The organism is Micromonospora sp. NPDC047756 (assembly GCF_055587245.1).
In genome coordinates this window covers 372,790-398,818 of record NZ_JBVJGQ010000001.1, presented here as the reverse complement: position 1 = coordinate 398,818, position 26,029 = coordinate 372,790, and the positions used below count along the sequence as shown (strand labels likewise).

Here is a 26,029-nt window from a genome sequence, read left to right as displayed (position 1 = left end):
AAGCGGCGCTGGTGCCCGACTGTGCAGCGGCATACGGAGGGCCATCGGGGAGATGCTAGCCAGCCCACCTGGGGGTCGCGGGTCGTGTCGGGTGTCGGGTGGCCGATCCGGCCGCGTGGCGGTCGCCGGGCCGGCATGTTGGAGCCATGCCCGCTGCGCCACCGCCGGACCCCGGCCACCCGCAACCCACCGGACCCGTGCCGCACGACAAGCACGGGCACGACAAGCGCCCCGTGCACGACAAGCACGCCGGGCACGATCCGGCGATGTTCCGCCGTCGGTTCTGGGTGTGCCTGGTGTTGACCGTCCCGGTGGTGCTGACGAGTCATCTCGTGTCGGGTCGGCTGGGCCTGAGCGGGGACGTCGTCCCCGCTCGGGCCTGGGTGGGCCCGGTGCTCGGCTCGGTGGTGTTCTGGTGGGGCGGTTGGCCGTTCCTGGTCGGCGCGGTTCGCGAGGTCCGGGACCGGGCGCCCGGGATGATGCTGCTGGTCGCGATGGCGATCACCGTCGCGTACGCCGCGTCCCTGGCGACCAGCGTCGGCGTCTTCGACCTGGACTTCTGGTGGGAGTTGGCCGCGCTGGTCACCATCATGCTGCTCGGGCACTGGCAGGAGATGAAGGCCATCGGGCAGGCTCGGGGAGCGCTGGCGGCGCTGGCCGCGCTGTTGCCGGACGAGGCCGAACGGGTGACGGCGGACGGCCGGGTCGAGGCCGTGCCGGTGACCGGACTGCGGATCGGCGACATGGTGCTGGTCCGGCCGGGGGGTCGGGTGCCGGCGGACGGCCGGGTCGTCGAGGGCGACGCCGAGCTGGACGAGTCGATGATCACCGGGGAGTCGCGGCCGGTCGCCCGGTCGACCGGCGACCGGGTGGTGGCCGGCACCGTCGCCACCGACTCGCCGATCCGGGTGCGCGTCGAGGCGGTGGGTGAGCAGACCGCCCTCGCCGGCATCCAGCGGATGGTCGCCCAGGCCCAGGCCTCCGGTGGACGGGCCGAACTGTTGGCCGACCGGTTCGCCGCCGCGCTGTTCTACCTGGCCACCGGCACCGCCGTGCTGACCGTGCTGGCCTGGACCGCGCTCGGTCAGCCCGACGAGGCGGTGGTCCGCGCGGTCACCGTCCTGGTGATCGCCTGCCCGCACGCGCTGGGGCTCGCCATCCCGCTGGTCGTCGCGCTCTCCACCGCGCTCGCCGCACGGTCCGGGATCCTGGTCAAGGACCGGTTGGCCCTGGAACGGATGCGGACCGTCGGCGCGGTGCTCTTCGACAAGACCGGCACCCTGACCCGGGGCGAGCACGGGGTGACCGACCTGGCGACGGCGTACGGCGTCGAGCGCGACGAGGTGCTGCGCATCGCGGCCGGTGTCGAGTCGGAGAGCGAACATCCGTTGGCCCGGGCGATAGTGGCGGCGGCCGGCCGCGCCGGCCCGGCCCGGGCAGCCGGCTTCCGGTCGCTGCCGGGCCGCGGTGTGAAGGCGGCAATCGACGGTACGGAGTACGCGGTGGGCGGGCCGGCGTTGCTGCGTGAGCTGGGCCTTTCGCTCCCGGCGGAGCTGGAGGCCGCGACCGGGCGGTGGTCGGCGCGGGGTGCCGCGGTGTTGCACCTGGTGCGGCTGCCCGACGCCGTGCTCGGCGCGTTCGCGCTGACCGACGAGGTGCGTCCGGAGGCCCGGCGCGCTGTCGACGAGTTGCGTGCCGAGGGTGTCCGGACCATCGCCATGATCACCGGTGACGCCCGGCCGGTGGCCGAGGCGGTCGCCGCCGACCTCGGCTTCCGGCCCGGCGTCGACGAGGTCTTCGCCGAGGTGCTGCCGGCTGAGAAGGACGATCGGGTGGCCGAGCTCCAGCGGCGGGGATTGGTGGTGGTGATGGTCGGTGACGGGGTGAACGACGCGCCGGCGCTGGCCCGGGCGGACGTGGGCATCGCGATCGGCGCGGGCACCGATGTGGCCATCGAGTCCGCCGGGGTGGTGCTGGCATCCTCGGACCCGCGTGGGGTGGGGGCCGTGGTCCGGCTGTCGCGGGCGTCGTACCGGAAGATGCGGCAGAACCTGGCCTGGGCGGCCGGCTACAACGTGGTGGCGCTGCCGCTGGCCGCCGGGGCGCTGGCCTGGGCGGGTGTGACGCTGAGCCCGGCGGTGGCCGCGGTGCTGATGTCGGCGTCGACGATCGTGGTGGCGCTCAACGCGCAGTTGCTGCGCCGGGTCCGTCTCGATCCCGCGCCGGACTGAGCGCGGTCAGCCGCGCTTCATGAGCCGGCCGACCGCCGCCATCATCTCGGTGGCCATCTCGTCGGCCCGACCCTCGGCGGCGCCCTCGTGCATGCAGTGCCGGGCGTGCCCGTCGAGCAGCCCGAGGGCCACCTTGTCGAGGGCGGCCTGGATGGCGGAGATCTGGGTCAGCACGTCGATGCAGTAGCGGTCGTCGTCGACCATCTTCTCGATGCCGCGGACCTGCCCCTCGACGCGGCGGAGCCGCGCGAGCAGCTGGTCCTTGCTGGCGGTGTATCCGCGGATCGGGGTGGGTGCGGTCATGCCGACCAGGATAGCGTACCCCCAGGGGGTATGGTACGGTCGATTCTGTTGACATACCCCCACCGGGTACCGGTACCACGAAGGGAACGATCCAATGGTCGACACGACGTACCAGGTGCAGGGCATGACCTGCGGGCACTGCGTCAGCGCGGTGAGCGCCGAGGTCGGTGCCATCGAGGGTGTGCGGGACGTGCAGGTCGACCTCGCCGCTGGCCGGGTCACCGTCAGCAGCGACCAGCCGCTGGACACCGCCGTCGTCCGGGCCGCCGTCGACGAGGCCGGTTACGACCTCGTCGACGCGTGATCGGCGGGCCGGCGTGCGTACCGTGACGAAACTGGCCGGGTTCGCCGTCGGCCTGGCGGCGGTCTTCGGCGCCGCCTACGGGGTCGGCCGGGTCGTCGACCCCGCCCCGGTCGCCGAGAGCCGGCACGACGAGGTCGCCACCACCCCGACGGCAGGCGAGCGGGGCGGGTCGGGCGATCGGCTGCCCGGCGGGTTGCTCGTCTCCGACCGTGGCTACACCCTCGAACCGGTGGACGCCCCGGCCGGCGAGTTCGCCTTCCGGATCGCCGGCCCGGACGGCCGCCCGGTCACCCGGTACGACGTGGCGCACGACAAGCAGATGCACCTGATCGTCGCCCGTCGGGACCTCTCCGGCTTCCGCCACGTCCACCCCGAGTTGGCCCCGGACGGCACCTGGCGGGTCGACACCCCGCTGGCCGGCCCCGGGCAGTGGCGGGCGTTCGCCGACTTCACCCCGACCGGGGGCGAGCCGCTGACCCTGGGCGTGGACGTGACAGTCCCCGGCGAGCTGACCGAGCGGCCGTTGCCCGCCCCGACGACCAGCACCACGGTCGACGGCTACACCGTCACCCTCACCGGTGCGCCGCAGCCCGGCCGGACGTCGTCGCTGACCCTGACCGTCAGCCGGGACGGGCAGCCGGTCACCGGCCTGGAGCCCTACCTGGGCGCGTACGGGCACCTGGTGGCACTGCGGCGGGGTGATCTCGCCTACCTGCACGTGCACCCGGACGGCACACCCGGCGACGGGCGCACCCGGCCCGGTCCGGCCGTCACCTTCCTCGCCGAGGTGCCCTCGGCCGGCAGCTACCGGCTCTACCTCGACTTCCGGCACGGCGGGAAGGTGCACACCGCCGAGTTCACAGTGATCGCCGGCGCCGCCCCGACCGGAGACACCCCCACCCCGAGCGGGCCCGCGCCGACCGGCGGGGCCGACCACGGCACCCCCGGGCACGGACACGACTGACGGGACCAGACGATGACCACCACCAGCAGACCGCTGCCCGAGGCGCCGAACCGGATCGAACTGGCAATCGGCGGGATGACCTGCGCCGCGTGCGCCGCCCGCATCGAGAAGAAGCTCAACCGGATGGACGGGGTGAGCGCCACCGTCAACTACGCCACCGAGAAGGCGACGGTCCGGTACGCCGACGGCGTCACGCCGGACGACCTGATCGGGACCGTGCAGAAGACCGGTTACACTGCGGCGTTGCCGGCCCCGCCCAGCGCGGAACCCCCGGTGGACCCGCTGCGGGGTCCGCGTACCCGGCTCTGGGTGTCGGTGGCCCTGAGCGTGCCGGTGGTCCTGCTGGCGATGGTCCCGGCCTGGCAGTTCGACTACTGGCAGTGGCTGTCGCTGACCCTGGCCGCCCCGGTGGTGGTCTGGGGCGGGCTGCCGTTCCACCGGGCCGCCTGGACCAACCTGCGGCACGGCGCGGCCACCATGGACACACTGGTCTCGCTCGGCACGGTGGCCGCGTTCGGCTGGTCGCTCTGGGCGCTCTTCCTCGGTGACGCGGGGATGCCCGGAATGACGCACCCGTTCCGCTTCGACATCGCCCGCAGCGACGGCGCCGGCAACATCTACCTGGAGGCGGCCGCCGGGGTCACCGTGTTCATCCTGGCCGGTCGCTACTTCGAGGCCCGGTCCAAGCGCACCGCCGGTGCCGCCCTCCGCGCCCTGCTCGATCTCGGCGCCAAGGACGTGACGGTGCTGCGTGACGGCGTGGAGACCCTGATCCCGGTGGACCGGCTCGCCGTCGGTGACCGGTTCGTGGTCCGCCCCGGGGAGAAGATCGCCACCGACGGGGTGGTCGACGAGGGCACCTCCGCCGTCGACGCCAGCATGCTCACCGGTGAGTCGGTGCCGGTCGAGGTCGCCCCGGGTGACGGCGTGGTCGGCGCGACGATCAACGCGGGCGGGCGGCTGATCGTCACCGCCACCCGGGTCGGCGCGGACACCCAGCTCGCCCGGATGGCCGACCTGGTGGAACAGGCGCAGAGCGGCAAGGCGGCGGTGCAGCGGCTGGCGGACCGGATCTCCGGGGTCTTCGTGCCGATCGTCATCACCCTCGCCGTCGGCACGCTCGGCTGGTGGCTCGGCACCGGGGCCGGCCCGACCGCGGCGTTCACCGCCGCCGTGGCCGTGCTGATCATCGCCTGTCCGTGCGCGCTCGGCCTGGCCACCCCGACCGCGCTGCTGGTCGGCACCGGTCGGGGGGCCCAGCTCGGCGTGCTGATCAAGGGCCCGGAGGTGCTGGAGTCGACCCGTCGGGTGGACACCGTGGTGCTCGACAAGACCGGCACCGTGACGACCGGCCGGATGACAGTGCTGGACGTGGTGCCGGCGAGCGGCGTGGACCGGGCCGAACTGCTCCGGCTCGCCGGGGCGGTGGAGGCCGCCTCCGAGCACCCGATCGCCCGTGCGGTCGCGGCCGCTGCCACCGAGGCGGGCGCGTTGCCCCCGGTGACCGCCTTCGGCAACCTCGAAGGGCTGGGGGTGAGCGGCACCGTCGACGGGCGGGCCGTGCTGGTCGGCCGGGTCCGGCTGCTGCGCGAGCGTGAGATCGACGTACCCCCGGAGGTCGAGTGGGCGGTGCGCGACGCCGAGGCCGCCGGCCGTACGCCGATCGTCGCCGGCTGGGACGGCCGGGCCCGGGGCGTGCTCACCGTCGCCGACGTGGTCCGGCCGACCAGCCGGGCGGCGGTGGCCCGGCTGCGCGGGCTGGGGTTGACTCCGATCCTGTTGACCGGGGACAACGCCACTGTGGCTCGCGCGGTCGCCACCGAGGTGGGCATCGACGAGGTGATCTCCGAGGTGCTGCCGGCCGGAAAGATCGACGTGGTCAAGCGGCTCCAGGCCGAGGGGCGGTCGGTGGCGATGGTCGGTGACGGGGTCAACGACGCCCCGGCGCTGGCCCAGGCCGACCTGGGGCTGGCCATGGGCACCGGCGCCGACGTGGCGATCGAGGCGGCCGACCTCACCCTCGTCCGGGGCGACCTGGACGCCGCGGTGGACGCCATCCGGCTGTCCCGCCGCACGCTCGGCATCATCCGGGGCAACCTGTTCTGGGCGTTCGGCTACAACGTGGCGGCCCTGCCGTTGGCCGCCGCCGGGCTGCTCAACCCGATGATCGCCGGTGCCACGATGGCGCTGTCCTCGGTCTTCGTGGTGGCCAACAGCCTGCGCCTGCGTGGCTTCCGGTCGGCCGCCGCCGATCTGTGACGACGGTAATGGTTGGACCGGGGATGGCGGGGGTACCTCTGTTGTCGTAGCGACGCTTGCAATGGAGGTTGGCAATGGGATTCGACGACAAGATCAACAACGCCACCGAGGACGCGACCGGCAAGCTGAAGGAAGGCGCCGGTCGGGCCACCGACAACGAGCAGCTGGAGGCGGAGGGCCGCGCTGACCAGTCCACCGCCAAGCTCAAGCAGGCGGGCGAGAAGATCAAGGACGCCTTCAAGAGCTGACGTACGACGTAACCCGCAGGCCGGGCCGGTGATCATCACCGGCCCGGCGTGCTGTGTCTCCGGCCTCTCTCGCCGACCCTGAGATCCCCCTGATTCCGCTTTCCGTCCGCACCGCAGTGCGGCGACACCTGCTAACTTTCCTTGGCATGTGCAAGGGCTGGTTATGAGCACCGCCTCACCGCCGACCGGCGACGACCTGGTCCGGGTGCTGGCCACCCTGGCCAACCCGCACCGGCTGCGGGTCGTCGCCGCGCTGGCCCGCGAGCGTGCGTACGTCAGCGGGCTGGCCCGGCAACTGGGCATCAGCCGGGCGCTGTTGCAGGTCCACCTACGGAAGCTGGCGGCGGCCGGGCTGGTCACCGCCCGCCTGGAGTTGTCGGAGGACGGGAAGGCCATGAACTACTACGAGGTGGAGCCGTTCGTGCTCACACTCACCCCCGCGGTCATCGCGGCGGCGGTCGAGACGTTGACCGTGCCCGACTCGGGCGAGCAACCGGGAGCGCAGCGATGAGCGAACACGACTGGACCGAGGTGGTCGGCGCGATCGGCATCTTCGCCTTCCTGATCAGCGTGGTCACGGTGACCGTCGTGCAACTCGCCAAGACCCGTCGGGCCCGGTACGAGGCGGACCGGGCGGACGACTACCGCCAACTCGCCGAGACGGCCGCCCAGGCCCAGGCGGAGAACGCCCGACTGCTCGCGGCGATGGACGGCCGGCTGGGTGGGATGGAGACCCGGATGACCACGCTCGAACGCGTCCTGCGCGAGGTCGACTGACCCGGCGGACGAGAGGCCCCGGGCCGTCGAGCGGCTACTCGACGGCCCGGGTGGAAGCAGCATCACCTCGCCCAGTGGGCGAGTTTCACCGGCAACGCCCCTTCGAGGAGAGGACAGCACCTCATGCTGCGCGTACGCAAATCCGCGGTCGGCTGGGCCGTCGCCCTGGCCCTGACTGCCGCCGGCCTGACCACGCCGAGCCCGGCCGCCGCCCGACCACAGCCCGCCCCGGCGATCGACTGGCGGCCCTGCGCCACCGACACCAGCGCCGAGTGCGGCACCCTGTCGCTGCCGGTGGACTGGAACCGACCCGGGGGTGAGCGCTTCGACCTGTCGCTGGCCCGCCGGGTCGCCGACCCGGCGACTCGGAAAGGCGCGCTGGTCTTCGGCCCCGGCGGGCCGGGCGACAGTGGGGTCGACCGGGTGGTGAACGGCAGCTCCCGGTTCAGCGCCGACCTGCGGGCCCGGTTCGACATCGTCAGCTTCGACCCGCGCGGCACCGGCGGCAGTCACCCGGTGGTCTGTGCCCGGGACCTGCTCGCCCGGCAACCGCAACTGATCGCCGACCAGGCACAGTTCGACGCCACACTCGCCAACAACGCGCTGCTGCGCGCCGACTGCCGGGCCCGCACCGGGACGCTCTACGACCACGTCGACACCACCAGCGCCGCCCGCGACCTGGACGCGGTCCGCGCCGCGCTCGGTGAGAAGCAGTTGACCTTCCACGGCAGCTCGTACGGCACCCTGCTCGGGCAGCGGTACGCCGAGCTGTACCCCGATCGGGTTCGGGCCATGGTGCTGGAGGCCACGATGGACCACAGCCTCGGCACCCGCGCCTTCCTGGACACCCAGGCCGCCACCGCGGAGGGGGCGTTCGACGAGTTCGCCGCCTGGTGTGAACGGTCCACGACCTGCGCCCTGCACGGCCGGGACCTCCGGTCGATCTGGGCCGGGCTGCACGTGCGGGCCGAGCGCGGCCTGCTGACCGACCCGAAGCGCCCCGGGGTGGTGCTGACCCCGTTCGAATTGAGCCGGCTCACCCACAGGGAGTTCTACGACACCTGGCGGTGGCCGGGCCTGGCCGAGTGGCTGGGCACGATGGACGCCGCCGCCGCCCGGCGAAGCACCGGCCCGTCGACCGGCGACGCCGTGGCTCCGTACCCCTTCGCGGTCTTCTGTCAGGACTGGAGCCTGCCGGTCCGCGACTACCGGGAGTACGCCGGACATCTGCGCCGCGCGGCCCGGCTCGCGCCGGACCTGCGCTACCCGCCGGCGCTCTTTGCCCTGGTCACCTGCCTGGGCACCCCGACGCCGGTGGCCAACCCGCAGCATCGGCTACGGGTTCACACCGACGTGCCACTGCTGCTCGCCGCCACAGTCCACGACCCGGCCACGGGCTACGACTGGGCGCGCAACGTGGCGCGACAGTTGGGCCGGCACGGTGCGGTGCTCACCTACCAGGGGTGGGGGCACGGCAGCTACAGCAGCAGCCCGTGCGTGCAACGAGCCGTCGACTCGTACCTGACCGATCGGGTGGTGCCCGCCCGGGGTGCCAGCTGCCCGGCCGTCGAACCCGAGGTGTGACCGCTGCTGCCGGCCGCCGGCCGCCCGGCGGCCGGCAGCGCTGCGCTCACCGGCGTCGGGTGGCGCGGACGACCACGTCGTACAGCGGGGCCTCCCGGCCCGGCACCGTGCGGCGGTGCTCCTCGGCGGTGACGATCTCCCAGGTGCTGCCGTCCAGGCCGGCGGTGATGTCGGCGAGGGTGACCGACGCCTCGTCCGGCGGGTGGTGCCCCGGCCCGTGCCCGTGCTCCGGCCCGTGCCCGTGCTCCGGCGCGGCGGCTTCCGAGGTGTGCAGGTGCCCGACGATCAGCAGGGTCCCGCCGGGTGCCACCCATCCGGCGATGCGGTCGTAGAAGGCCAACTGCGGCATCGCGGGGTGCGCGTAGTGCGTCGTGACCAGGTCGAACCGCGCCTCCGGAGCCCAGGCCGTCAGGTCCGCCTCCACCCACCGCACGCGCTCGGACACCCCGCTCTCCGTTGCGCGTTCGGCGGCTCGGGCGAGCGCGAGGGGTGCGATGTCGACGGCGGTGACCTGCCAGCCGTGGGCGGCGAGCGAGATCGCCTCGGCGCCCGCGCCGCACCCGGCGTCCAGCGCCGAGCCCGGCACCAGAGCGCCGAGCTCCCGGGCCAGGTACGGGTGCGCGGGACTCGTGCTCATCGCGCCGGGGCGGTCGTGGTGCGCCTGGCGCCAGTGCCGTTCCCAGTAGTCCTTGTCGAACTCGTGCTGCTCGGTCATCTGTGCCTGCTCCTTCGCGCGTCGCAACGACTGTGACCGGCGACCGGCCGATGCGCAAAGATTGTTGCCAGAACGGCAAGATGTGTGGCTCAGCCCTGCCCGGTCAGGCGGGCCGCCCGCACCTCCAGGTAGCGCTGCTCGGGCCGGCTCGTGGTGCCCCGCGCCGCCACCAGGTACGCCTCCCGCGCCGCACCGACCTCCCCGGCCAGCTCCAACAGGTGAGCCCGGACGGCGGCCAGCCGGTGGTGCCCGGCCGTGCGTTCGTCGGCGTCCAGCGGCGTGAGCAGGGCGAGCCCGGCCCGGGGCCCGTCGACCATGGCCACCGCCACCGCCTGGTTGAGGGTGACCATCGGGTTCGGCGCGACCCGGGCCAGCAGTCGGTAGAGCGCGACGATCTGCCGCCAGTCCGTCTCCGCCGCCGTCGACGCCTCGGCGTGCACAGCGGCGATGGCCGCCTGGAGTTGGTACGGGCCGGGCGGTGACCAGGTCAGCGCCTCGGTGATCAGCGCCACCCCCTCCGCGATGGCGGCGGCGTCCCACCGGGAACGGTCCTGCTCCGCCAGCGGCACCAACTCCCCGTCCGGCCCCACCCGGGCCGCCCGGTGCGCGTCGGTCAGCAGCATCAGCGCCAGCAGCCCGGTCACCTCGCCGTCGTCGGGCAGCAGCCCGCGCAGGATGCGAGTCAGCCGGATCGCCTCGCCGGTCAGCTCGGCCCGGCGCAGGTCCGGGCCGCTGGACGCGGTGTAGCCCTCGTTGAAGATCAGATAGAGCACCCGCAGCACCGTGCCCAGCCGCTCGCCCCGCTCGGCCGGACCGGGCATCGTGAACCGCGCCCCGGCAGCCTCGATCCGCTGCTTGGCCCGTCGAATCCGTTGACTCATCGTCGCCTCGGGCACCAGGTGCGCCCGGGCGATCTGGGCGGTGCTGAGACCGCCGACCGCGCGCAGGGTGAGCGCCACCTGCGCCGAGCCGGGCAGCGCCGGGTGGCAGCACAGGAACAGCAGCGTGAGGGTGTCGTCGTCGGCCGAAACGGTGGGCTCCGCGTCCGCAGCGGGCACCACCCCGGCGTACGCCGGCTCACGCCGCGCCACCGCCACCTCGCGGTCCCGGCGCGCGCTCTCGCTGCGCCACTCGTCGGTGAGCCGGCGGGTGGCGACGGTGAGCAGCCAGGCGCGCGGGTTGTCCGGTACGCCCTGCCCGGGCCACTGCGTCGCGGCGGCCAGCAGCGCCTCCTGGACCGCGTCCTCGCACCTGTCGAACTGTCCGTGCCGACGGACCAGCAGGCCGAGGACCTGCGGCGCGAACGTGCGCAGCAGATCCTCGACCGTCCGGTCCCCGGTCACATCTCCGTCCCGGCCTCATCCATGATCGGGCGGACCTCCATCGCGCCGCCGTACCGGACGTCCGGCCAGCGGGCCGCGATCTCGGCCGCCCGTTGCGGGCTGTCGCAGTCCACGGCCAGGTAGCCGGCGAACTGCTCCTTGCTCTCCATGAACGGGCCGTCGAGCACCTCGGGGCTGCCGTCCACGAGCCGGACCGTCAACGTCTGCGACGGATTGGCCAACGCCTGGCCGCCAATCAGCTCGCCGGTCTCGGTCAGCTCCTTCATGATCTCATCGACCTCGCCGAAGAGGGCGGTGCGCTCCTGCTCGCTCAGATCCTCGGTGAAGCCGGGCCGGTTCCAGATCAGCAGCATGTACTTCACGGCGATTGCTCCTCAGGCTCTGGTCGCACCCCGATCGGGGCGCGACTCACCGGAGGGTCGGAGCCGATCCCCCGATCCCTACCGCGTACCGAAGAAAATCGCAGAAACATCCTCCGGGGGCGTTCCCACGCCGGACGGCTCAGCGCGGATCGGGTCGGCCGGGCACCTGCCGGGGTTTCCGGGCGCCGCCCACGTCCAGCGAGGCCCGGTCGGCGGCCGAGGTGCCGGACGACCAGCCCTCGGCGTCGCGCACGCTGAGCCGGTGCCGGGTGACGCCGGGAAAGAGCGCGTCCAACCGCTCCCGGACCGCCTCGCCCCGCGCCGCGAGCACCGGCAACAGCCGTTCCGCCCCGGCCGTCTCGGCCGCCGCCTGATCCGCCGCGGTGGTCGCCGCCTCGGTGGCCGTGCGCAGCCGCTCGCCGATCCGCAGCGCGAACGCGTTGAGGAAGGACTCGTCCCAGACCTTCGTCCGCCGCCCCGACCCCGACCGGCGCTCGGCACGGCCACGCAGCATCGCCGCCGTGGCCTGGACCAGCAGCGACGTGTAGAGCAACTCGACCGCCACCAGATCGGCGGGCCAGCCCAGCACCGTGGCGAAGCCCAGATCGTCGGACCAGACCGCCTCGCACCGGTTCGCCGCCGCCACCTCCTGCACCAGCAGCGCCTTCGCGCCCGCGTACGGGGTGTCGGTGCTCAGCCGTACCCCGCCGGGCAGGTCCCCGCGCTCGGTCCCGGCCGCCAGCAGCGCCTCGTCGATGCTGTGTCGGGCGATCAGCTCCTGGGCCTTTGCCGTCAGCGCCTCCGCCTCCGCCGGGAAGGTCGTCGACTCGGCCTTCGCCAGCAGCGCCCGTACCCGATCCAGCATCGGCGAACCGCTGCGAGCCGTGCCCGCCGTGCGGGTCGGTGCCGCGCCGTCCGTGCCCGGCGGCGGACGCAGCACCGCGATCGGCGGCAGACTCTCCACCAGCGCGAGAGCGTCCACTGCCGTGCGGAGCGCGTCGGCCCGGTCCAGCCCCTCCCGGCTGGCCCAACCGGCCACCACGCTGCCGTCGGCACCGCCCTCGGCGGCCCCCAGCTCGCGCAACTGGTCGTCCCACCAGGCCGGGACCGGCTCGGCCTGGTCGCGCCGCTGCGCGGCCATGGCGGCACGGACCAGCCGCGCCGCGCGGCCGTCGAGCCGTCGACCGGTGATCCGGTCCACGTCGACCGGTTGCCAACCGCGCGGCCAGAGCCGACCCAGTCCGCGGACCAGGCGACGCAGCAGAGCGGCGTCCACCGCCGTGCTGCCGTCCGCGGCGCCGGTGCCGACCATCAGGTGGTCCAGCTGCCGTTCGGCCTGCCGTACGTCGGTGCCGCGCACCGCCGCGAGCGCGTTGGCGACGAGGTCGTCCGCGTCCGGCACGGGCACCTCCCTCTCAGGATCTGGCTGTCGTTGCCCCTCCAGGCTGCATGATCATGCCGCGCGGGGTCCGGGAGTCGCGAAACGGGGACATCGCCGGCCGCTCGGCTTTGATCAACACGGCTTCCCGGAAGTCGTGGCATCCCCCGTGCCCGGACACCCCGGTTTCCCGAAACTCGTGTCGATCACGTCCCGCGTGGGCGTGCCTCGTCGGCTTCGGTGACGTGGTTCGTCCGTTCCGGAGTAATTTAAGGCCAGCCGAACGCGGAAGTGAGGTGTGTGGTGACCGATCTGCGGCTGCCAGGTCCACGCGCCGCCGACGTTCGTTCCTCGACCCTCGTCGGCGTCCTGATCGGCATCGCGATCATGGCCGCGGTGGACGAGATCGTCTTTCACCAACTCCTCGCCTGGCACCACTTCTACGACCGCTCCACCCCATCGGTGGCGCTGCTCTCGGACGGGCTGCTGCACGCCGCCGAGGTGATCGCCCTGGTCGGCGGGTTCTTCTGGTTCGCCGACCTGCGTCGACGGCGTGCCCTGTCGAGCCGGCTCGCCTGGGGTGGCTTCCTGCTCGGCGCCGGAGGATTCCAGCTCTTCGACGGGCTCGTCGACCACAAGGTGCTGCGGCTGCACCAGATCCGCTACGGCGTACACCTCGTGCCGTACGACGTGGTCTGGAACGTGGCCGGCGCGGTGCTGCTGCTGGCCGGCGTGGCCGTCCTGTGGCGAGCCCGTTCCCGCCGGCCCGACGCCGGCCCCCGATGACGGCGGTCGGGCCGCTGGCGCACGCCGGACACGGTGCGGCCGGGCCGACCTGGTTCCCGCTGGCCCCGGTCGCGTTGTTGGCGGTCGGTTACGTGCTGGCCGCCATCCGGGACCCTCGGGGCTGGGACCACCGGCGCACCGCCTCCTGGCTGGTCGGCTGCACCCTGCTGGCGGTCGCCGTCGGGCCGCTCGCCGAACTTGCCGACAACCCGAGCGGGCACATGGCGCAGCACCTGTTGCTCGGCATGCTGGCCCCGCTGGGGCTGGCGCTCGCCGCCCCGGTGACGCTGCTGCTGCGGGTCGCGCCGCCGCCGGTACGCCGAGCGGTCGGCCGGCTGCTGCGCGCCCGCCTGCTACATCTGCTCGCCCACCCGGCCACCGCCGCGCTGCTGACCACCGGCGGGTTGGCGTTGGTGCTGCTCACCCCGCTGTACGCGGCGGCCGAACGGCAACCGGCCCTGCACCACGCCGTGCACCTGCACTACCTGGCCGCCGGGTACCTCCTCGCCTGGTCGTTGGCCGGACCGGACCCGGCGCCGCGTCGCCCCGGGCTGGTGGTTCGGGTCGTCGCGTTGCTGGTCGCGTCGGCCGGCCACGCCGTGCTGGCCAAGTACCTGTACGCCCAGGCCGAAACCCTCCCGCCCGGCCTCACCGACCGCGACCCGGAAGCGTTCCGCTCGGCCGCCCAACTCATGTACTACGGCGGCGACCTGGCCGAGCTGCTCCTGGCCGTGGCCCTCTTCGCCACCTGGTACCACGCCCGCCGCCCCCACCTGTCCCCACCTCCGTTGATCAAGAAGTTTGCGTCACCGGGAGGCGATTCCCTGACGCAAACCTCTTGATCAGCTCGAAGGCGGGGTTGCCAGTGCGGCGGAGAGCCGGCGGAGGAACGAGCGGATCTCGTCCTCACCGTGGTGCGTCTCCGCCTGGTCGTTCAGCGGGCCCGAGTAGCGCAGCGCCTGGTCCAGCGCGTCACGCGTCTCCACCCGGTCACCCGGGTAGAGCCCGGTGGTCACCCCGTCGACGACCCGGGTCACCACCGAGTCGTCGAGCACCCGATCGAACTGGACCCCGTAGAGGATCCCGTTCACGTGACCCTTCCAACTGTCCGTACCCATGCTCGTCGACTCCCCTAGAAGATCTGGCTGCCGTCCCAGGCAAGGATCGGAACCCCGCCCACGCCGTTTCGCTTGAACTCGGCGTCGAGATTGGCCATGTGGCTCACGTCGGGCTGGTAATGACCGCTGCGCGCCGTGGCGTACTGGACCCTACCGTCCTTGACGACCAGCTCGCCCGCTGCGGCGACCGGCTGCCCGTTGCCCAGTGTGGAGTGGTGGAAATCGCCGACCTTCTGGTAGTTGGACGCGTAGAGGTTGCCGTTCCGGTCCATCACGAAGATCGCCTGACCGTTTCCGCTGAACACGGTCTGGGCGCTCGACGTGTCGAACGGTTCGCCACTTCTGGCGCTGCGCAACATGCCGTTGCTGTCGAAGAAGACCCGGTGCTGTTCGAGCTCCTCTGGACTGAGCCGGCGCACCGCCGTCGAAAAGTGCCCCCCGGGCAGGTGCTCGTTGCGGTACTTGTCGAGCATCGGCTTCGTGTTGTGGTAGCGCGGGGAGGTGTGCGGGCCGGGTACAGCGGGTCGTCCCGGGCCACCCGGCTTCGCGCCCTTGCGGTTGAAACGGCGTAGCAGCGTCTTCGCACGCTTCAACAACCGCGGAACGATCTCCTTGACGACCCGCTCGACGATCTCCTTGATGATCCGCTGGATCGCCATCCGGGCAAGGCCGATCGATACGGGGATCGAGGCCAACGAGGAGCCGAGGCTGGGTGCCGCCGCTGCCAACGCGATCGCTACCTGAACCACCAGAATCGTCAGCTGGACGATGACGAGGATCTTCTGGGTCAGGGTGATGATGGCCATCACCAGCAACGCCATGCCGATCAGCTCGGCAGCCTGCGCGCCGTCCTCCATCCGGCGCGGTGCACCCTCCTCGTCCTGCCACGCCTGCTCGAACGCGCGGACGTCGTCCCCGCTGTTCGTCATCCCGACCTTCGCCGCGCCCGCCTCGGCCTCCCCGACCGCTGTGCGGAGCCGGCCGGCGAACGCGAACCACAGTTGGGACGCCTGGAAAAGCAACTCCTCGTCGGCGGCCGGCCAGGTGAACCCGACCCATCCCAGGGCCTCGGCGAGTTCAGGAGGAAGCTGCATACCCACTGGGCAGCTCCATCCTCGTGAAGAGTTCGGTGTTCGCGATTTCGGTCGCCTCGTGGGCGTCGGCACCGGCGTCGAGGTTCCCGGCGGCCTCCAACAACTGGTCGGCCATCGATCGGTAGACGTCGAGCGCGTGGGTCAGGACTTCCACGTACGCGGCGCCGAAGAGCGAACCCGCCTCGTCGTCGCCCCACGGGTTACCCGCCCCGTTGACAGTCGACTCGAGGCTGGCGATCTCCGCGCCGAGTTGCTGGCCGGTTGTCGCGAGCGCCGCCGCCGCGCCGTGGAGAGCGTCGAGGTCGACCTCGATCCCGTCGGACATGACTCAGCGCTGGCCGGTCCGGCGGGTGACGGCGTCCAGGTCGCCGATCATCTGCTGAAAACCCCGGAACGCGTCTTCCGAGACACGTTCGAGCTGCTTGCCGAGGGCCACGGTGTCGACGTGAGCGGCCGCCGTCAGCTGGGCTCTGCGGGCCCGCTCGTCGGCCTGCGCTGCCTGGACCGCCTCCAGGACGTACTCGGCGATGGCACCGGTGCCACCCCGGGACAGGCTCGGGTCGATCACCAGGGCCTGCAGCGCGCCGAAGGCGGAGACTTCCGCCTCGACGAGACCATTCCCGCCGGTGCCCCGCCCCGTGATCTGGTCGACGGCGGCTGCGGCACTGTCATCCTGCGCGTCGGCGTCGTCCGGCTGCGCCGTGGCTGAACCCGGAACCTGGCTCAGCAGGCGCATGGCCTCTTCGAGTGAGCGGCTGAGGCCGGCCGGGTCGATTCCGCTCGCCATGCTCGTCCCCTTTGGTCTGCCAGTTCACGATCAGGACGACGGTATCAACGTGACACCCGTGGAGGTGCCCCGAGGATTCCTCTGTAGACCGACCCTGCCGCCGACCGCCGGGCTCAGCGCCAGGCGGTGAGGATCTCCTGGATGGGAAGGACGTCCTGCTCCGGATTGGGTGCCGGGGTCGGCCGCGCCGTCGGGGTGCGGTCGAAGCGGGGCGCGGGGGCCGGCTGGATCTCGCCGCCCACCTCGACGAACGTGCCCCGGGCCGCGTTGTGCGGGTGCCGGTGCGCCTCGCCCGGGGCGAGCACCGGGGCGACGCAGGCGTCCAGGTCGGCGAAGATCGCCGTCCACTCGTCCCGGGTGCGCTCGGCGAACCGTTCGGTGAACCGGCGGCGCAGGTCGTCCCAGCCGCTCGGGTCGTACTGGGCGGGCAGGTCCGGGTCGTCGGCGAGGCCGAGGCCGGTGAGCAGTACGGCGTAGAAGGCCGGCTCCATCGCGCCGACCGCCATGAATCCACCGTCGGCGGTGGCGTACGTGTCGTAGAACGGGGCCCCGCCGTCGAACATGTTGCCCCCGCGCGGGGCGGCCCACAGGCCGGCGCCGAGCAGCCCGTGCAGGAACGAGGTGAGCAGCGCCGAGCCGTCCACCATCGCCGCGTCGACCACCTGGCCGAAGCCGGAGCGTTCCCGCTCCAGCAGCGCGGCCAGCACCCCGACGGCGAGCAGCATTCCGCCGCCGCCGAAGTCGCCGAGCAGGTTCATCGGCGCGTACGGGCGTTCGCCGGCCCGCCCGAGCGGCTCCAACGCCCCGGCCACCGCGATGTAGTCGATGTCGTGCCCGGCTCGGGCTGCCAGCGGGCCGTCCTGACCCCAGCCGGTCATCCGCGCGTACACCAGTCGGGGGTTGCGGGCCTGGCACACCTCCGGCCCGATGCCGAGCCGCTCGGCCACCCCCGGCCGGTACGCCTCGACCAGCACGTCCGCGCGATCGGTGAGGCGCAGCAGGTCCGCCACCCCGGCCGGGGACTTCAGGTCCAGCGTGGTGACCCGCCGGCCGCGTTGCAACGGCCCGCTGGTCGGTGCGGCCAGCCGGCCCGCTCCCGGTGCGCCCGGCCGGTCCACCCGCACCACGTCCGCGCCGAGGTCGGCGAGCACCATGCAGCCGAACGGCGCCGGGGCGAGGCTGGCCAGCTCGACCACGCGTACCCCGGCCAGCGGCCCGCCGCGCGCCGCCATCACGCGACGTCAGCCGGTTCGGCCCGCAGGGCGGCGAGCCGGTCGACGAGGTCGGCGGGGGGCGTGAACCGGTCGCCGTAGCTGCCGGCCAGCTCGGTGGCACGGGCCGCGAAGCCGGCCGGACCGCCCGCGTACTGCCGGACGTAGCGGATCACCCCGCCCGTCCACGCCGGGAAGCCGATGCCGAAGATCGAGCCGATGTTGGCGTCCGTCTCGGTGCGCAGCACCCCCTCGTCGAGGCAGCGCAGCGCGTCCAGCGCCTCGGCGAAGAGCATCCGCTCCTGAAGGTCGGTGAACGGCACCGCCCGACCCGCGTCGGTGATCAGGTCGGCCAGCCCGGACCACAGCCGGCCCCGGGCGCCCTCGTCGTAGGAGTAGAAGCCGCGTCCGGCGGCGCGCCCCGGCCGGTCGTACGCGTCGACCAGCTCGTCCACCAGGCGGTGCGCGGGCAGCGGGCGGAACTCCTCGCTGGCCGCCTCGAACTGGCGGCGGATCCGTTGGATCAGCGTGAGACTGACCTCGTCGGCCAGCGCCAGCGGCCCGGTCGGGTAGCCGGCCTGGAGGGCGGCCTGCTCCACCGATGCGGCGGGGACACCCTCGGCGACCATGCCGACCGCCTCGTCGATGAACCTGCCGATCACCCGGCTGGTGAAGAAGCCCCGACCGTCGTTGACCACGATCGGGGTCTTGCCGATCCGCCGGCCTAGGTCGAATGCCCGCGCCAGCGCCACGTCCCCGGTCTGCTCGCCCACCACGATCTCCAGCAGCGGCATCCGGTCCACCGGCGAGAAGAAGTGCATGCCGATGAAGTCCGCCGGCCGGTCCACGCCGCCGGCCAGGCCGGTGATCGGCAGGGTCGAGGTGTTGGAGGCGAGCAACGCGTCGGGTGCCAGGACGGGCAGCACCTCGGCGAAGACCTGCTGCTTCAGCGCCGGGTCCTCGAAGACCGCCTCGATGACCGCATCGCAGCCGGCGAGGGCGTCGACCTGGTCGGTCGTGCTGATCCGGTCCAGGACGGCGCGAGCGTCCGCCTCGGTCGTGCGGCCCTTGCGTACGGCGTGGGCCAGTAGGCGCTCGGCGTGCTGCCGGGCGCGGCCGGCGGCCTCCGGCGTGACGTCCTTGACCACGACGTCCAGCCCGGCGCTGGCGCAGGCGTACGCGATGCCCGCGCCCATCATGCCGGCCCCGAGCACCCCCACCCGGCGTACCGGTGGGGCGTCCACACCGGTCGGTCGGGCCGCGCCACCGTTGACGGCCTTCAGGTCGAAGAAGAACGCACCGATCATGTTCTTGGCGACCTGCCCGGTGAGCAGCCCGATCAGGTGGCGGGTCTCCACGGTCAGGGCGGTCTCCAGGTCGACCTGTGCGCCCTCGACGGCGGCGGCGAGGATCGCCTCGGGCGCGGGTAGCCGGGCACCCTTGAGCTGCTTGCGCAGCGTCGCCGGGAAGGCGGGCAGTTGTGCGGCCAGCGAGCGGCTGGCCGGGGTGCCGCCGGGCATCCGGTAGTCCGGCCGGTCCCACGGCTGCGCCGGGCGCGGGTTCGCCGCGATCCAGGCCCGTGCCCGGTCCAGCAGTTCGGTGGGCGTGGCGACCACCTCGTCGACCAGCCCGACCGACAGCGCCTCGGTCGGGCGCATCCGCCGGCCGGTGAGCAGCACGGTGGTCAGCGCGCCGGCCAGGCCGAGCATCCGCACGGTCCGGGTGACGCCGCCCGCCCCGGGCAGCAGGCCCAGTGTCACCTCGGGCAGCCCGAGCCGGCTGCCAGGCGTGTCCAGCGCGATCCGGTGATGGCAGGCGAGCGCGATCTCCAGGCCACCGCCGAGCGCGGAGCCGTTGACCGCGGCGACCACCGGTCGTCCCAGCGTCTCCAGCCGGCGCAGGTCCCGTTTGATGGTGCCGAGCAGGTCGGCCAGGTCGGGCGCGTCGGCACGGGTCGCCCGGATCATCTCGGGCAGGTCGCCGCCGGCGAAGAAGGTCGACTTCGCGCTGGTCACGATGACGCCGACGAGATCGGGCTCGGCCTCCAGCCGGTCCAGCACCGCGCTCATCGAGGCGGCGTACGCCCGGTTCATGGTGTTGGCGGACTGGGTGGGGTCGTCCAGGGTGAGCGTGACGATGCCGTCGGCGCCGCGGTCGTACCGGATGGTGTGGGTCATTGTCGTCCTCCGGGTCAGCAGCGCTCGAGAACGGTGGCGACGCCCATGCCGCCGCCGATGCACAGGGTCACCACGGCCCGGCGCAGGTCGCGGCGCTCCAGCTCGTCCAACGCCGTACCGAGCAGCATCGCTCCGGTCGCGCCGAGCGGATGGCCGAGCGCGATCGCGCCACCGTTGACGTTCACCCGGTCCGGGTCCAAGCCCAGGTCACGGACGTACTTGAGCACCACGGCGGCGAACGCCTCGTTGATCTCGAACAGGTCGATGTCGTCGAGGGTCAGCCCGGCCACGGCGAGAGCCTTCCGGGTCGCCGGGATCGGGCCGGTCAACATCAGCGTCGGGTCCGCGCCGGTGACCGCCGCGCCGACGATCCGGGCGCGCGGGGTGAGACCGAGATCCCGACCAACCTGCTCCGAACCGATCAGCGCCAGCGCCGCGCCGTCCACGATGCCGGACGAGTTGCCCGCGTGGTGGACGTGCTCGATGGCCTCCAGCCAGTGGAACTTCTGCAACGCGACCGCGTCGAAACCGGCCGCCTCACCCATCGTGGCGAACGACGGGGTGAGCTTGGCCAGCGCCTCCCGGGTGGTCTCCGGGCGCGGGTGCTCGTCGACGGTGAGGATGTCCAGCCCGTTGCCGTCGCGGACCGGCACCACCGAGCGGGCGAAGTATCCGCCGGCCCACGCCTTGGCGGCCCGCTCCTGCGACCGCAGCGCGTAGCCGTCCACGTCGTCGCGGGTGAAGCCCTCCAGGGTGGCGATCAGGTCCGCGCTGACGCCCTGCGGCACGAACGACGTGGCCAGCGCGGTCTGCGGATCGGTGGCCCAGGCCGCCCCGTCGGAGCCCATCGGCACCCGGGACATCGACTCGACCCCGCCGGCGAGCAGCAGATGCTCCCAACCGGAGCGGATTCGCGCGGCTGCGGAGTTGACCGCCTCCAACCCGGAGGCGCAGAACCTGTTGAGCTGCACCCCGCCGACCTGGTCCGGCAAGCCGGCCAGCAGCGCGGCCGCCCGGGCCAGGTCGCCGCCCTGCTCGCCGACCGGGGTCACGATGCCGAGCAGCAGATCCTCCAGCCGGCCCACGTCCAGGCCGGGGTTGCGCTCCCGCAACGCGTCGATCAGGCCGACCACCAGGGAGATCGGCTTGACCCCGTGCAGCGCGCCGCTGTCCCGGCCGCGTCCGCGCGGGGTGCGGACCGCGTCATAGACGTACGCCTCAGAGAGCACGAGCGATCAACTCCTTCATGATCTCGTTGGTGCCGCCGTAGATCTTCTGGACGCGGGCGTCGGCGTACATCCGGGCGATCGGGTACTCCGTCGTGTAGCCGTAGCCGCCGAAGAGCTGGAGGCACCTGTCGACGACCTCGCACTGCCCGTCGGTGAGCCATGACTTCGCCATCGCCGCGGTGGCCACGTCCAGGTCGCCGCGGGTGTGTCGGACGATGCAGTCGTCCAGGAAGACGCGGCTGACCCGGGCCCGGGTGGCGCACTCGGCGAGCACCATCCGGGTGTTCTGGTGACCCATCAGCGGCTTGCCGAAGGCGGTGCGCTCCTTGGCGTACGCGATGGTCAGCGCGACCGCCCGTTCCATGGCGGCGACCGCGCCCACGCCGATGACCAGCCGTTCCTGCGGAAGCTGCTGCATGAGCTGGACGAAGCCCAGCCCTTCGGCACCGCCGAGCAGGTTTTCCGTCGGCACCCGGAACTCGTCGAAGAACAGCTCGGCCGTGTCGTTGGCGTGCAGGCCGATCTTGGACAGCAGCCGGCCTCGCCGGAAGCCCTCCGGGTCGCCGCCCACCTCGCAGACCAGCAGCGAGACGCCGGCCGCCCGCTGCTCGGGGTCGGTCTTCACGGCCATGATGACCAGGTCGGCCAGGCCGCCGTTGGTGATGAACGTCTTCGCACCGGTCACCAGGTAGTCGTCGCCGTCGCGGACCGCCCGGGTGCGCATCGCCTGAAGATCGGAGCCGCCGTCCGGCTCGGTCATCGCGATGGCACCGACCAGTTCGCCGCTGCACAGGCCGGGCAGCCAGCGCCGCTTCTGCTCCTCGCTGCCGTACGCCGCCAGGTAGCCGGTGACGATGCCACTGTGGACGGCCAGGCCGAGACTGCTCTCCCCGGCGTACGCCTGCTCGTGCAGCAGCACCGCCTCGTGGGTGAACCCGCCGCCTCCACCGCCGTACTCCTCCGGGACCGACAGGCCGAGCAGCCCCAGCTCACCGGCGCGCCGGTAGTGCTCGCGGTCCGGGTGGCCCTGCGCGAGGAGGCGCTCGGCGTGCGGCAGCACCTCCCTGGTGAAGAAGGTGCGTGCCAGCTCGGCCAGGTCGTCGTGCTCCGGTTCGCGCCAGGGCGAGGGGGGATGGTCGGGCGTCGACATGTGCACCACCCTCGCGCCCTGTTGGCAGCATGTCAATAAGTCGAGATCAACTGCTGAACCACTGTCGCCACGGCGCGTTCCACGCCGCGCGCCTCAGCCGAGCCCGCCGCCCGCCGCCCGCCGCCCGCCGCCCGCCGCGCGCCGCGCCGCCCGCTGCGCCGCCCGCCGCCCGCCGCCCGCCGCCCGCCGCGCGCCGCGCCGCCCGCTGCGCCGCCCGCCGCCCGCCGCCCGCCGCGCCGCCCGCTGCGCCGCCCGCCGCGCGCCTCAGTCGACCCTGCGGCCCGAGATCCCCAACCGCCCGCCCTCTAGTTCTAGATCTTGGACAGTTTCCGTTAGCCCCTAACAGTTAGCCCCTAACGGAAACTGTCCAAGATCTCCCTGCAGCGACTGAGGCTCCGAAGATCAAGTGATGAAAAGTAGGTCAACACGGTCTTCCGGACCTACTTTTCATCACTTGATCTAGGTGTGAGCGCGTGTGGGCGAGGCGTCGGGCGGATGGCTCCGTCGACTTCGAGAGCCCGTCGACGGTCAGTGGCTGAGGGTGGCTACTCGGCTTCGTCGCCATCGGTGGGACGCGGCGGGCGGTGCTCGGCGATCCACGCCTCCACGTCAGCACGCAGCCATACCGTCGTGCCGTGCAGTCGCTGGAACGGTGCGGGGAAGGTGGATAGCGGATGAGCTGACGCATGCGGGTGCGGCTCACGCCGAGCAGGTCTTGCACCTCGTGCGGACCGACCAGTGGACCCGGGACTTCACCCATCACTCGACGGTAGGGCGATCAGGCATGCCTGATTGCGTCTACCTACTTGCACAGCCCCTTCGAATGGGCGCCCGGGGTGGCCCTCGGGGCGATCAATGCGGCGCTCTACTCCGAGGCGTCCAATCTGCGTCACCTCGGACGACACGTGGTGCGGCGGCGCCGGGGCGTGCGGTGATCAGGGCGAGGATCGGCGGCTGACCACCGCGCTGCCGATAGGGTCGGGCAGATGAGTGTCGAGACGGCTCCGCGCCGACGCCGTCTGGAGCCGGATGCGCGGCGCGGCCAGATCCTGGCCTGTGCGGTCCGGCTGTTCGGCGAGCGCCCGTACGCGGACGTGTCGACAACCGACGTCGCCCGCGAGGCGGGTGTCGCCCGCGGCCTGGTCAACCATTATTTCGGTGCGAAGAAGGACCTCTACCTGGAGGTCGTCCGGGTCATGGTGACCATCCCCGAGGTTGCCCTGGAGCGGCTGCCCAAGGGTGATCTCCGGACCCGGGTCGACGCCAGCGTCACCTGGTTCCTCGACGTGGTGTCCCGGCACAGCACCTCGTGGTTGGCGGCGGTCACCGCCCGGGGGATGGGCGGCGACGCCGACGTGGAGCGGGTGCTCGCCGAGGCCGAGGAGGTCGCCGCGGACCGGATGCTGGTCGCCGTCGGGCTGGCCGGCGAGGCGGAGCACCGCGAGGAGTTGCGCGGGATGGTCCGGGCGTACGGCGGGCTGGCGACCTCGACCGCCCGCGAGTGGCTTCAGCGCGGCGCGCTGACCCGAGCCCAGGTGCACCTGCTGCTCACCACCACCCTGCTGACCATCGTCGAGCAGGTCATCCCGCAGGCCCTCGCCGACAGGGGACCGGCCCGCCCCACAGAGGGCTGAGAGCAGCAGGTCTCGCTCAGGCCGCGCGACGGCCGGTCCGACTCGTCCGTGATGCCGCAGCGGCGTGCCCCGCCCGCGATGCCGGGGCGGCCTGACCGCCCGAAGCGGCCTGATCAACCCGCGCCGCCGGGGCGACTGCACCGAACTGCGCCGCCGGGGCGACTGCACCGAACTGCGCCGCCGGGGCGACTGCACCGAACTGCGCCGCCGGGGCGACTGCACCGATCTGCGCCGCCGGGGCGACTGCACCGATCTGCGCCGCCGGGGCGGCGAACCGGTCGGCCGCCTGCGCCGGATAGGAGCCGGGGGGCACCACCCGCAGCGGCCGGTCCATCTCGTCGGCCCCGAAGCGCCAGCGCGACGGCGTCGGCTGCCGCTGTGGTGCCGGGCCACCGGGGCGCAGCCCGGGCCGGGACAGCAGCACGGTGATCAGGTAGCCGACCACCAGGAAGCCGTGGCTGATCAGCCGTTCCCCGCCCACCGAGCCGGTGGCCAGGTCGTTCACCGACAACAGCAGCAGCGTGCCGACGAACGCGCTGAGCATCGGCAGCAGCCCGGCGGGCGGGCTGCGGCGCAACGCCACGAAGAGGAAGCCCGCGCCAACCGCCACGTTCCACGCCGCCGACTCGTGCCACAGGTGCTGGCCGGTGGGGTGCAGGTGGTCGGCGGTCGCGCCCCGGCCCACCTGGGCCAGGCCGAGCACCAGCTGCACCGCGCCGAGCAACCCGAGCGCCACCCGGAGGCCGGCGACGAGCGGGCCGCGTCCGAACGCCGCTCGCAACCCGGCGGCCAGTTGACCCCGTCCGGGCACCTTTCGCAGGCCGGTGACCAGCGGGCCACGCCGCCACCGTGACCGGCGGGCCGGGTCCGCGCCGGCGGCGGCAAGGATCGCCGCCGTCCGGTCGGGCACATCGACCACCAATCGGGTACGAACCCGACGGGTCACCGCGGCCGCCGCCGTGAACCAGGCCCGGCAATCGGCACACCCGTCGAGGTGCCCCTGCACCGCCGCCAGTTCGGCGGCGGTCTCCTCCCCGTCCAACTGCGCGGACAGGACCTCCCGCCACTGCTCACACCCCATGTACCGGTAGTCGCTCCGGCGGCCGCTCCGGTTCCCGGCGACCGTGACCCGTTGTGGAATACTCGCCGGATCATGACGCGTTACGGCCTGCTGATCCTGCCCGCCACCAACCGGGTGTACGCCCGCGCCGCAGTCGACCTCACCCGGGCCGAGCTGGAGATCTTCGGCCGCTCGGCGCTGGACGGCCGGATCGGCGAGTTGGACACCGAGGTCGTCGGAGGGGCGTCCTACATCACGTTCACCGGTGACGGGCTGACCGAGCGTGACCTGGCCGTCCTGGGCAACCTCTCCGCCGGGTACGCGTTGTTCGAGATCGTCGGTGAGCTGCTGCGGCCGATCGAGTGGAGCCGTCTGGACCGCTACGACGACGATCTGCTCACCATCCAGAAGTACCCGGGCAAGACCAACGAGCAGTTCACCAAGCTGCTGCTCAACGTCACACTGCTCGCCTCGGACTGGGCCGCCGAGATGACCAGCCGCCGGTTCCGGGTGCTCGACCCGCTCTGTGGTCGGGGCACCACTCTCAACCAGGCGCTGATGTACGGCTTCGACGCCGCCGGTATCGAGCGTGACCAGAAGGATGTCGAGGCGTACCGGGCGTTCGTCACCACCTGGCTGAAGCAGAAGCGCGTCAAGCACCGGGTGCTGGAGTCGGGGCCGGTGCGACGGGAGCGCAAGGTGGTCGGCCGGCGGGTACGGATCGAGTTGGCGCCGACCCGTGAGGAGCACAAGGCCGGCCAGACGCAACTGCTGGACGTGGTCAACGCCGACACCGCCCGCTCCGCGGAGTTCTTCCGCCCGGAGACCGTGGACCTGGTCGTCGCCGACGCGCCGTACGGCGTGCAGCACGGCAGCCGTACCGCTGGGCAGGGGTTGACCCGCGACCCGCTGGCGTTGCTGGCGGACGCCGCGCCGGTCTGGGCCCGGTTGTTGCGTCCCGGCGGTGCGCTCGGGATCTCCTGGAACACCCACGTCGCCAGTCGGGACGACGCGGCGGCGGCGTTGGCCGACGCCGGCCTGACCGTGGTCGACGACGAGCCCTACCGCGCGCTGCGGCACCGGGTGGACCAGTCGATCATGCGCGACGTGCTGGTGGCGCGCCGCCCGGCCTGAAGGGCCCCGCACCTGCGCCGCTGCACGCCATGAGCGGTCCCATCCGGGCCACGCTTGGCCCCTCTCCCGCGCGCATTTCTCCCTTTGCTCTGCACCCGCGGAGGCGCCGCCTTTGCTCTGCACCCGCAGGGCACCGCCTTTGCTCTGCACCCGCAGGGGCACCGCCTTTGCTCTGCACCCG

At 72.9% G+C, this 26,029-nt stretch carries 26 protein-coding genes; 12 read left to right on the top strand and 14 right to left on the bottom strand.

Going from position 1 to position 26,029, the window contains the following annotated elements:
• Positions 1–146 precede the first annotated feature (146 nt).
• Complete coding sequence (locus ACZ6NZ_RS01840) at positions 147–2,231, top strand: copper-translocating P-type ATPase (protein WP_465854937.1); 2,085 nt, start codon at positions 147–149, stop codon at positions 2,229–2,231.
• A gap of 6 nt (positions 2,232–2,237) precedes the next feature.
• Here the strand turns inward: ACZ6NZ_RS01840 and ACZ6NZ_RS01835 are convergent, their stop codons facing one another.
• Entirely contained in the window at positions 2,238–2,534 is a 297-nt protein-coding gene (locus tag ACZ6NZ_RS01835) for a metal-sensitive transcriptional regulator (RefSeq protein ID WP_030329541.1), read from the bottom strand.
• Between the two features lie 94 nt (positions 2,535–2,628).
• On the opposite strand from ACZ6NZ_RS01835, the gene ACZ6NZ_RS01830 reads away from it, so the two are divergent.
• The 7 genes from ACZ6NZ_RS01830 (at position 2,629) to ACZ6NZ_RS01800 (ending at position 8,670) form a co-directional block, all read left to right on the top strand.
• A complete protein-coding gene (locus tag ACZ6NZ_RS01830) occupies positions 2,629–2,838 on the top strand; it encodes a heavy-metal-associated domain-containing protein (RefSeq protein ID WP_366605607.1) in 210 nt (69 codons plus the stop codon).
• Positions 2,839–2,851: 13 nt separating this feature from the next.
• Positions 2,852–3,802 carry a hypothetical protein gene (locus tag ACZ6NZ_RS01825; RefSeq protein ID WP_465854934.1) on the top strand — a complete coding sequence of 317 codons (951 nt, stop codon included), beginning with the start codon at positions 2,852–2,854 and terminating at the stop codon, positions 3,800–3,802.
• A gap of 12 nt (positions 3,803–3,814) precedes the next feature.
• Positions 3,815–6,061 carry a heavy metal translocating P-type ATPase gene (locus tag ACZ6NZ_RS01820; protein WP_465854932.1) on the top strand — a complete coding sequence of 749 codons (2,247 nt, stop codon included), beginning with the start codon at positions 3,815–3,817 and terminating at the stop codon, positions 6,059–6,061.
• 74 nt (positions 6,062–6,135) lie between these two features.
• Complete coding sequence (locus tag ACZ6NZ_RS01815) at positions 6,136–6,309, top strand: CsbD family protein (protein ID WP_036410891.1); 174 nt, start codon at positions 6,136–6,138, stop codon at positions 6,307–6,309.
• 163 nt (positions 6,310–6,472) lie between these two features.
• Positions 6,473–6,820 carry an ArsR/SmtB family transcription factor gene (locus ACZ6NZ_RS01810; protein WP_285792822.1) on the top strand — a complete coding sequence of 116 codons (348 nt, stop codon included), beginning with the start codon at positions 6,473–6,475 and terminating at the stop codon, positions 6,818–6,820.
• Positions 6,817–7,086: a hypothetical protein gene (locus ACZ6NZ_RS01805; protein ID WP_112581781.1), complete on the top strand. Its 270-nt coding sequence runs from the start codon at positions 6,817–6,819 to the stop codon at positions 7,084–7,086. Before ACZ6NZ_RS01810 ends, ACZ6NZ_RS01805 begins: the two co-directional genes overlap by 4 nt.
• A 123-nt stretch (positions 7,087–7,209) precedes the next feature.
• Positions 7,210–8,670: an alpha/beta hydrolase gene (locus ACZ6NZ_RS01800; protein ID WP_465854928.1), complete on the top strand. Its 1,461-nt coding sequence runs from the start codon at positions 7,210–7,212 to the stop codon at positions 8,668–8,670.
• A gap of 46 nt (positions 8,671–8,716) precedes the next feature.
• Here ACZ6NZ_RS01800 and ACZ6NZ_RS01795 read toward each other — a convergent pair whose 3' ends face one another.
• The 4 genes from ACZ6NZ_RS01795 to ACZ6NZ_RS01780 form a co-directional block, all read right to left on the bottom strand.
• A complete protein-coding gene (locus ACZ6NZ_RS01795) occupies positions 8,717–9,385 on the bottom strand; it encodes a class I SAM-dependent methyltransferase (protein ID WP_465854926.1) in 669 nt (222 codons plus the stop codon).
• Positions 9,386–9,474: 89 nt separating this feature from the next.
• Positions 9,475–10,728, bottom strand: coding sequence for an RNA polymerase sigma factor (locus ACZ6NZ_RS01790; protein WP_465854924.1), 1,254 nt, complete (start codon positions 10,726–10,728; stop codon positions 9,475–9,477).
• Positions 10,725–11,081, bottom strand: a complete 357-nt coding sequence (locus ACZ6NZ_RS01785; RefSeq protein ID WP_465855900.1) for a YciI family protein — start codon at positions 11,079–11,081, stop codon at positions 10,725–10,727. The genes ACZ6NZ_RS01790 and ACZ6NZ_RS01785 overlap by 4 nt, the downstream gene beginning before the upstream one ends.
• Positions 11,082–11,229: 148 nt before the next feature.
• Positions 11,230–12,492 (bottom strand): DUF2786 domain-containing protein, encoded by a 1,263-nt coding sequence (locus ACZ6NZ_RS01780; protein WP_465854922.1) that lies wholly within the window; start codon positions 12,490–12,492, stop codon positions 11,230–11,232.
• Positions 12,493–12,771: 279 nt separating this feature from the next.
• Between ACZ6NZ_RS01780 and ACZ6NZ_RS01775 the strand changes: the two genes are divergently transcribed.
• On the top strand, positions 12,772–13,254 hold the full coding sequence (locus ACZ6NZ_RS01775) for a DUF2243 domain-containing protein (RefSeq protein ID WP_366605595.1): 483 nt from the start codon (positions 12,772–12,774) through the stop codon (positions 13,252–13,254).
• Positions 13,251–14,096 (top strand): cytochrome c oxidase assembly protein, encoded by an 846-nt coding sequence (locus tag ACZ6NZ_RS01770; RefSeq protein ID WP_465854920.1) that lies wholly within the window; start codon positions 13,251–13,253, stop codon positions 14,094–14,096. Before ACZ6NZ_RS01775 ends, ACZ6NZ_RS01770 begins: the two co-directional genes overlap by 4 nt.
• Here ACZ6NZ_RS01770 and ACZ6NZ_RS01765 read toward each other — a convergent pair whose 3' ends face one another.
• From ACZ6NZ_RS01765 to ACZ6NZ_RS01730, 8 genes are all read right to left on the bottom strand, one after another.
• Positions 14,097–14,372 (bottom strand): hypothetical protein, encoded by a 276-nt coding sequence (locus ACZ6NZ_RS01765; protein WP_465854918.1) that lies wholly within the window; start codon positions 14,370–14,372, stop codon positions 14,097–14,099.
• 14 nt (positions 14,373–14,386) lie between these two features.
• On the bottom strand, positions 14,387–15,466 hold the full coding sequence (locus tag ACZ6NZ_RS01760; RefSeq protein WP_465854916.1) for a WXG100-like domain-containing protein: 1,080 nt from the start codon (positions 15,464–15,466) through the stop codon (positions 14,387–14,389).
• Positions 15,450–15,791: a hypothetical protein gene (locus ACZ6NZ_RS01755; protein WP_465854914.1), complete on the bottom strand. Its 342-nt coding sequence runs from the start codon at positions 15,789–15,791 to the stop codon at positions 15,450–15,452. Before ACZ6NZ_RS01755 ends, ACZ6NZ_RS01760 begins: the two co-directional genes overlap by 17 nt.
• 3 nt (positions 15,792–15,794) lie before the next feature.
• Positions 15,795–16,253: a YbaB/EbfC family nucleoid-associated protein gene (locus ACZ6NZ_RS01750; RefSeq protein WP_465854913.1), complete on the bottom strand. Its 459-nt coding sequence runs from the start codon at positions 16,251–16,253 to the stop codon at positions 15,795–15,797.
• A 113-nt stretch (positions 16,254–16,366) separates the two neighbouring features.
• Positions 16,367–17,485, bottom strand: a complete 1,119-nt coding sequence (locus ACZ6NZ_RS01745; protein ID WP_465854911.1) for a CaiB/BaiF CoA transferase family protein — start codon at positions 17,483–17,485, stop codon at positions 16,367–16,369.
• Positions 17,485–19,641, bottom strand: a complete 2,157-nt coding sequence (locus ACZ6NZ_RS01740) for a 3-hydroxyacyl-CoA dehydrogenase NAD-binding domain-containing protein (protein ID WP_465854909.1) — start codon at positions 19,639–19,641, stop codon at positions 17,485–17,487. The genes ACZ6NZ_RS01745 and ACZ6NZ_RS01740 overlap by 1 nt, the downstream gene beginning before the upstream one ends.
• A gap of 14 nt (positions 19,642–19,655) precedes the next feature.
• A complete protein-coding gene (locus ACZ6NZ_RS01735; RefSeq protein ID WP_465854907.1) occupies positions 19,656–20,870 on the bottom strand; it encodes an acetyl-CoA C-acetyltransferase in 1,215 nt (404 codons plus the stop codon).
• Positions 20,860–22,020, bottom strand: coding sequence for an acyl-CoA dehydrogenase family protein (locus ACZ6NZ_RS01730; RefSeq protein WP_465854905.1), 1,161 nt, complete (start codon positions 22,018–22,020; stop codon positions 20,860–20,862). The genes ACZ6NZ_RS01735 and ACZ6NZ_RS01730 overlap by 11 nt, the downstream gene beginning before the upstream one ends.
• A gap of 986 nt (positions 22,021–23,006) precedes the next feature.
• On the opposite strand from ACZ6NZ_RS01730, the gene ACZ6NZ_RS01725 reads away from it, so the two are divergent.
• Positions 23,007–23,654, top strand: a complete 648-nt coding sequence (locus ACZ6NZ_RS01725; RefSeq protein WP_465854903.1) for a TetR/AcrR family transcriptional regulator — start codon at positions 23,007–23,009, stop codon at positions 23,652–23,654.
• Between the two features lie 16 nt (positions 23,655–23,670).
• Here ACZ6NZ_RS01725 and ACZ6NZ_RS01720 read toward each other — a convergent pair whose 3' ends face one another.
• Positions 23,671–24,735 carry a zf-HC2 domain-containing protein gene (locus ACZ6NZ_RS01720; protein ID WP_465854901.1) on the bottom strand — a complete coding sequence of 355 codons (1,065 nt, stop codon included), beginning with the start codon at positions 24,733–24,735 and terminating at the stop codon, positions 23,671–23,673.
• A gap of 72 nt (positions 24,736–24,807) precedes the next feature.
• Between ACZ6NZ_RS01720 and ACZ6NZ_RS01715 the strand changes: the two genes are divergently transcribed.
• Complete coding sequence (locus ACZ6NZ_RS01715) at positions 24,808–25,848, top strand: TRM11 family SAM-dependent methyltransferase (protein WP_465854899.1); 1,041 nt, start codon at positions 24,808–24,810, stop codon at positions 25,846–25,848.
• Positions 25,849–26,029: the final 181 nt, after the last annotated feature.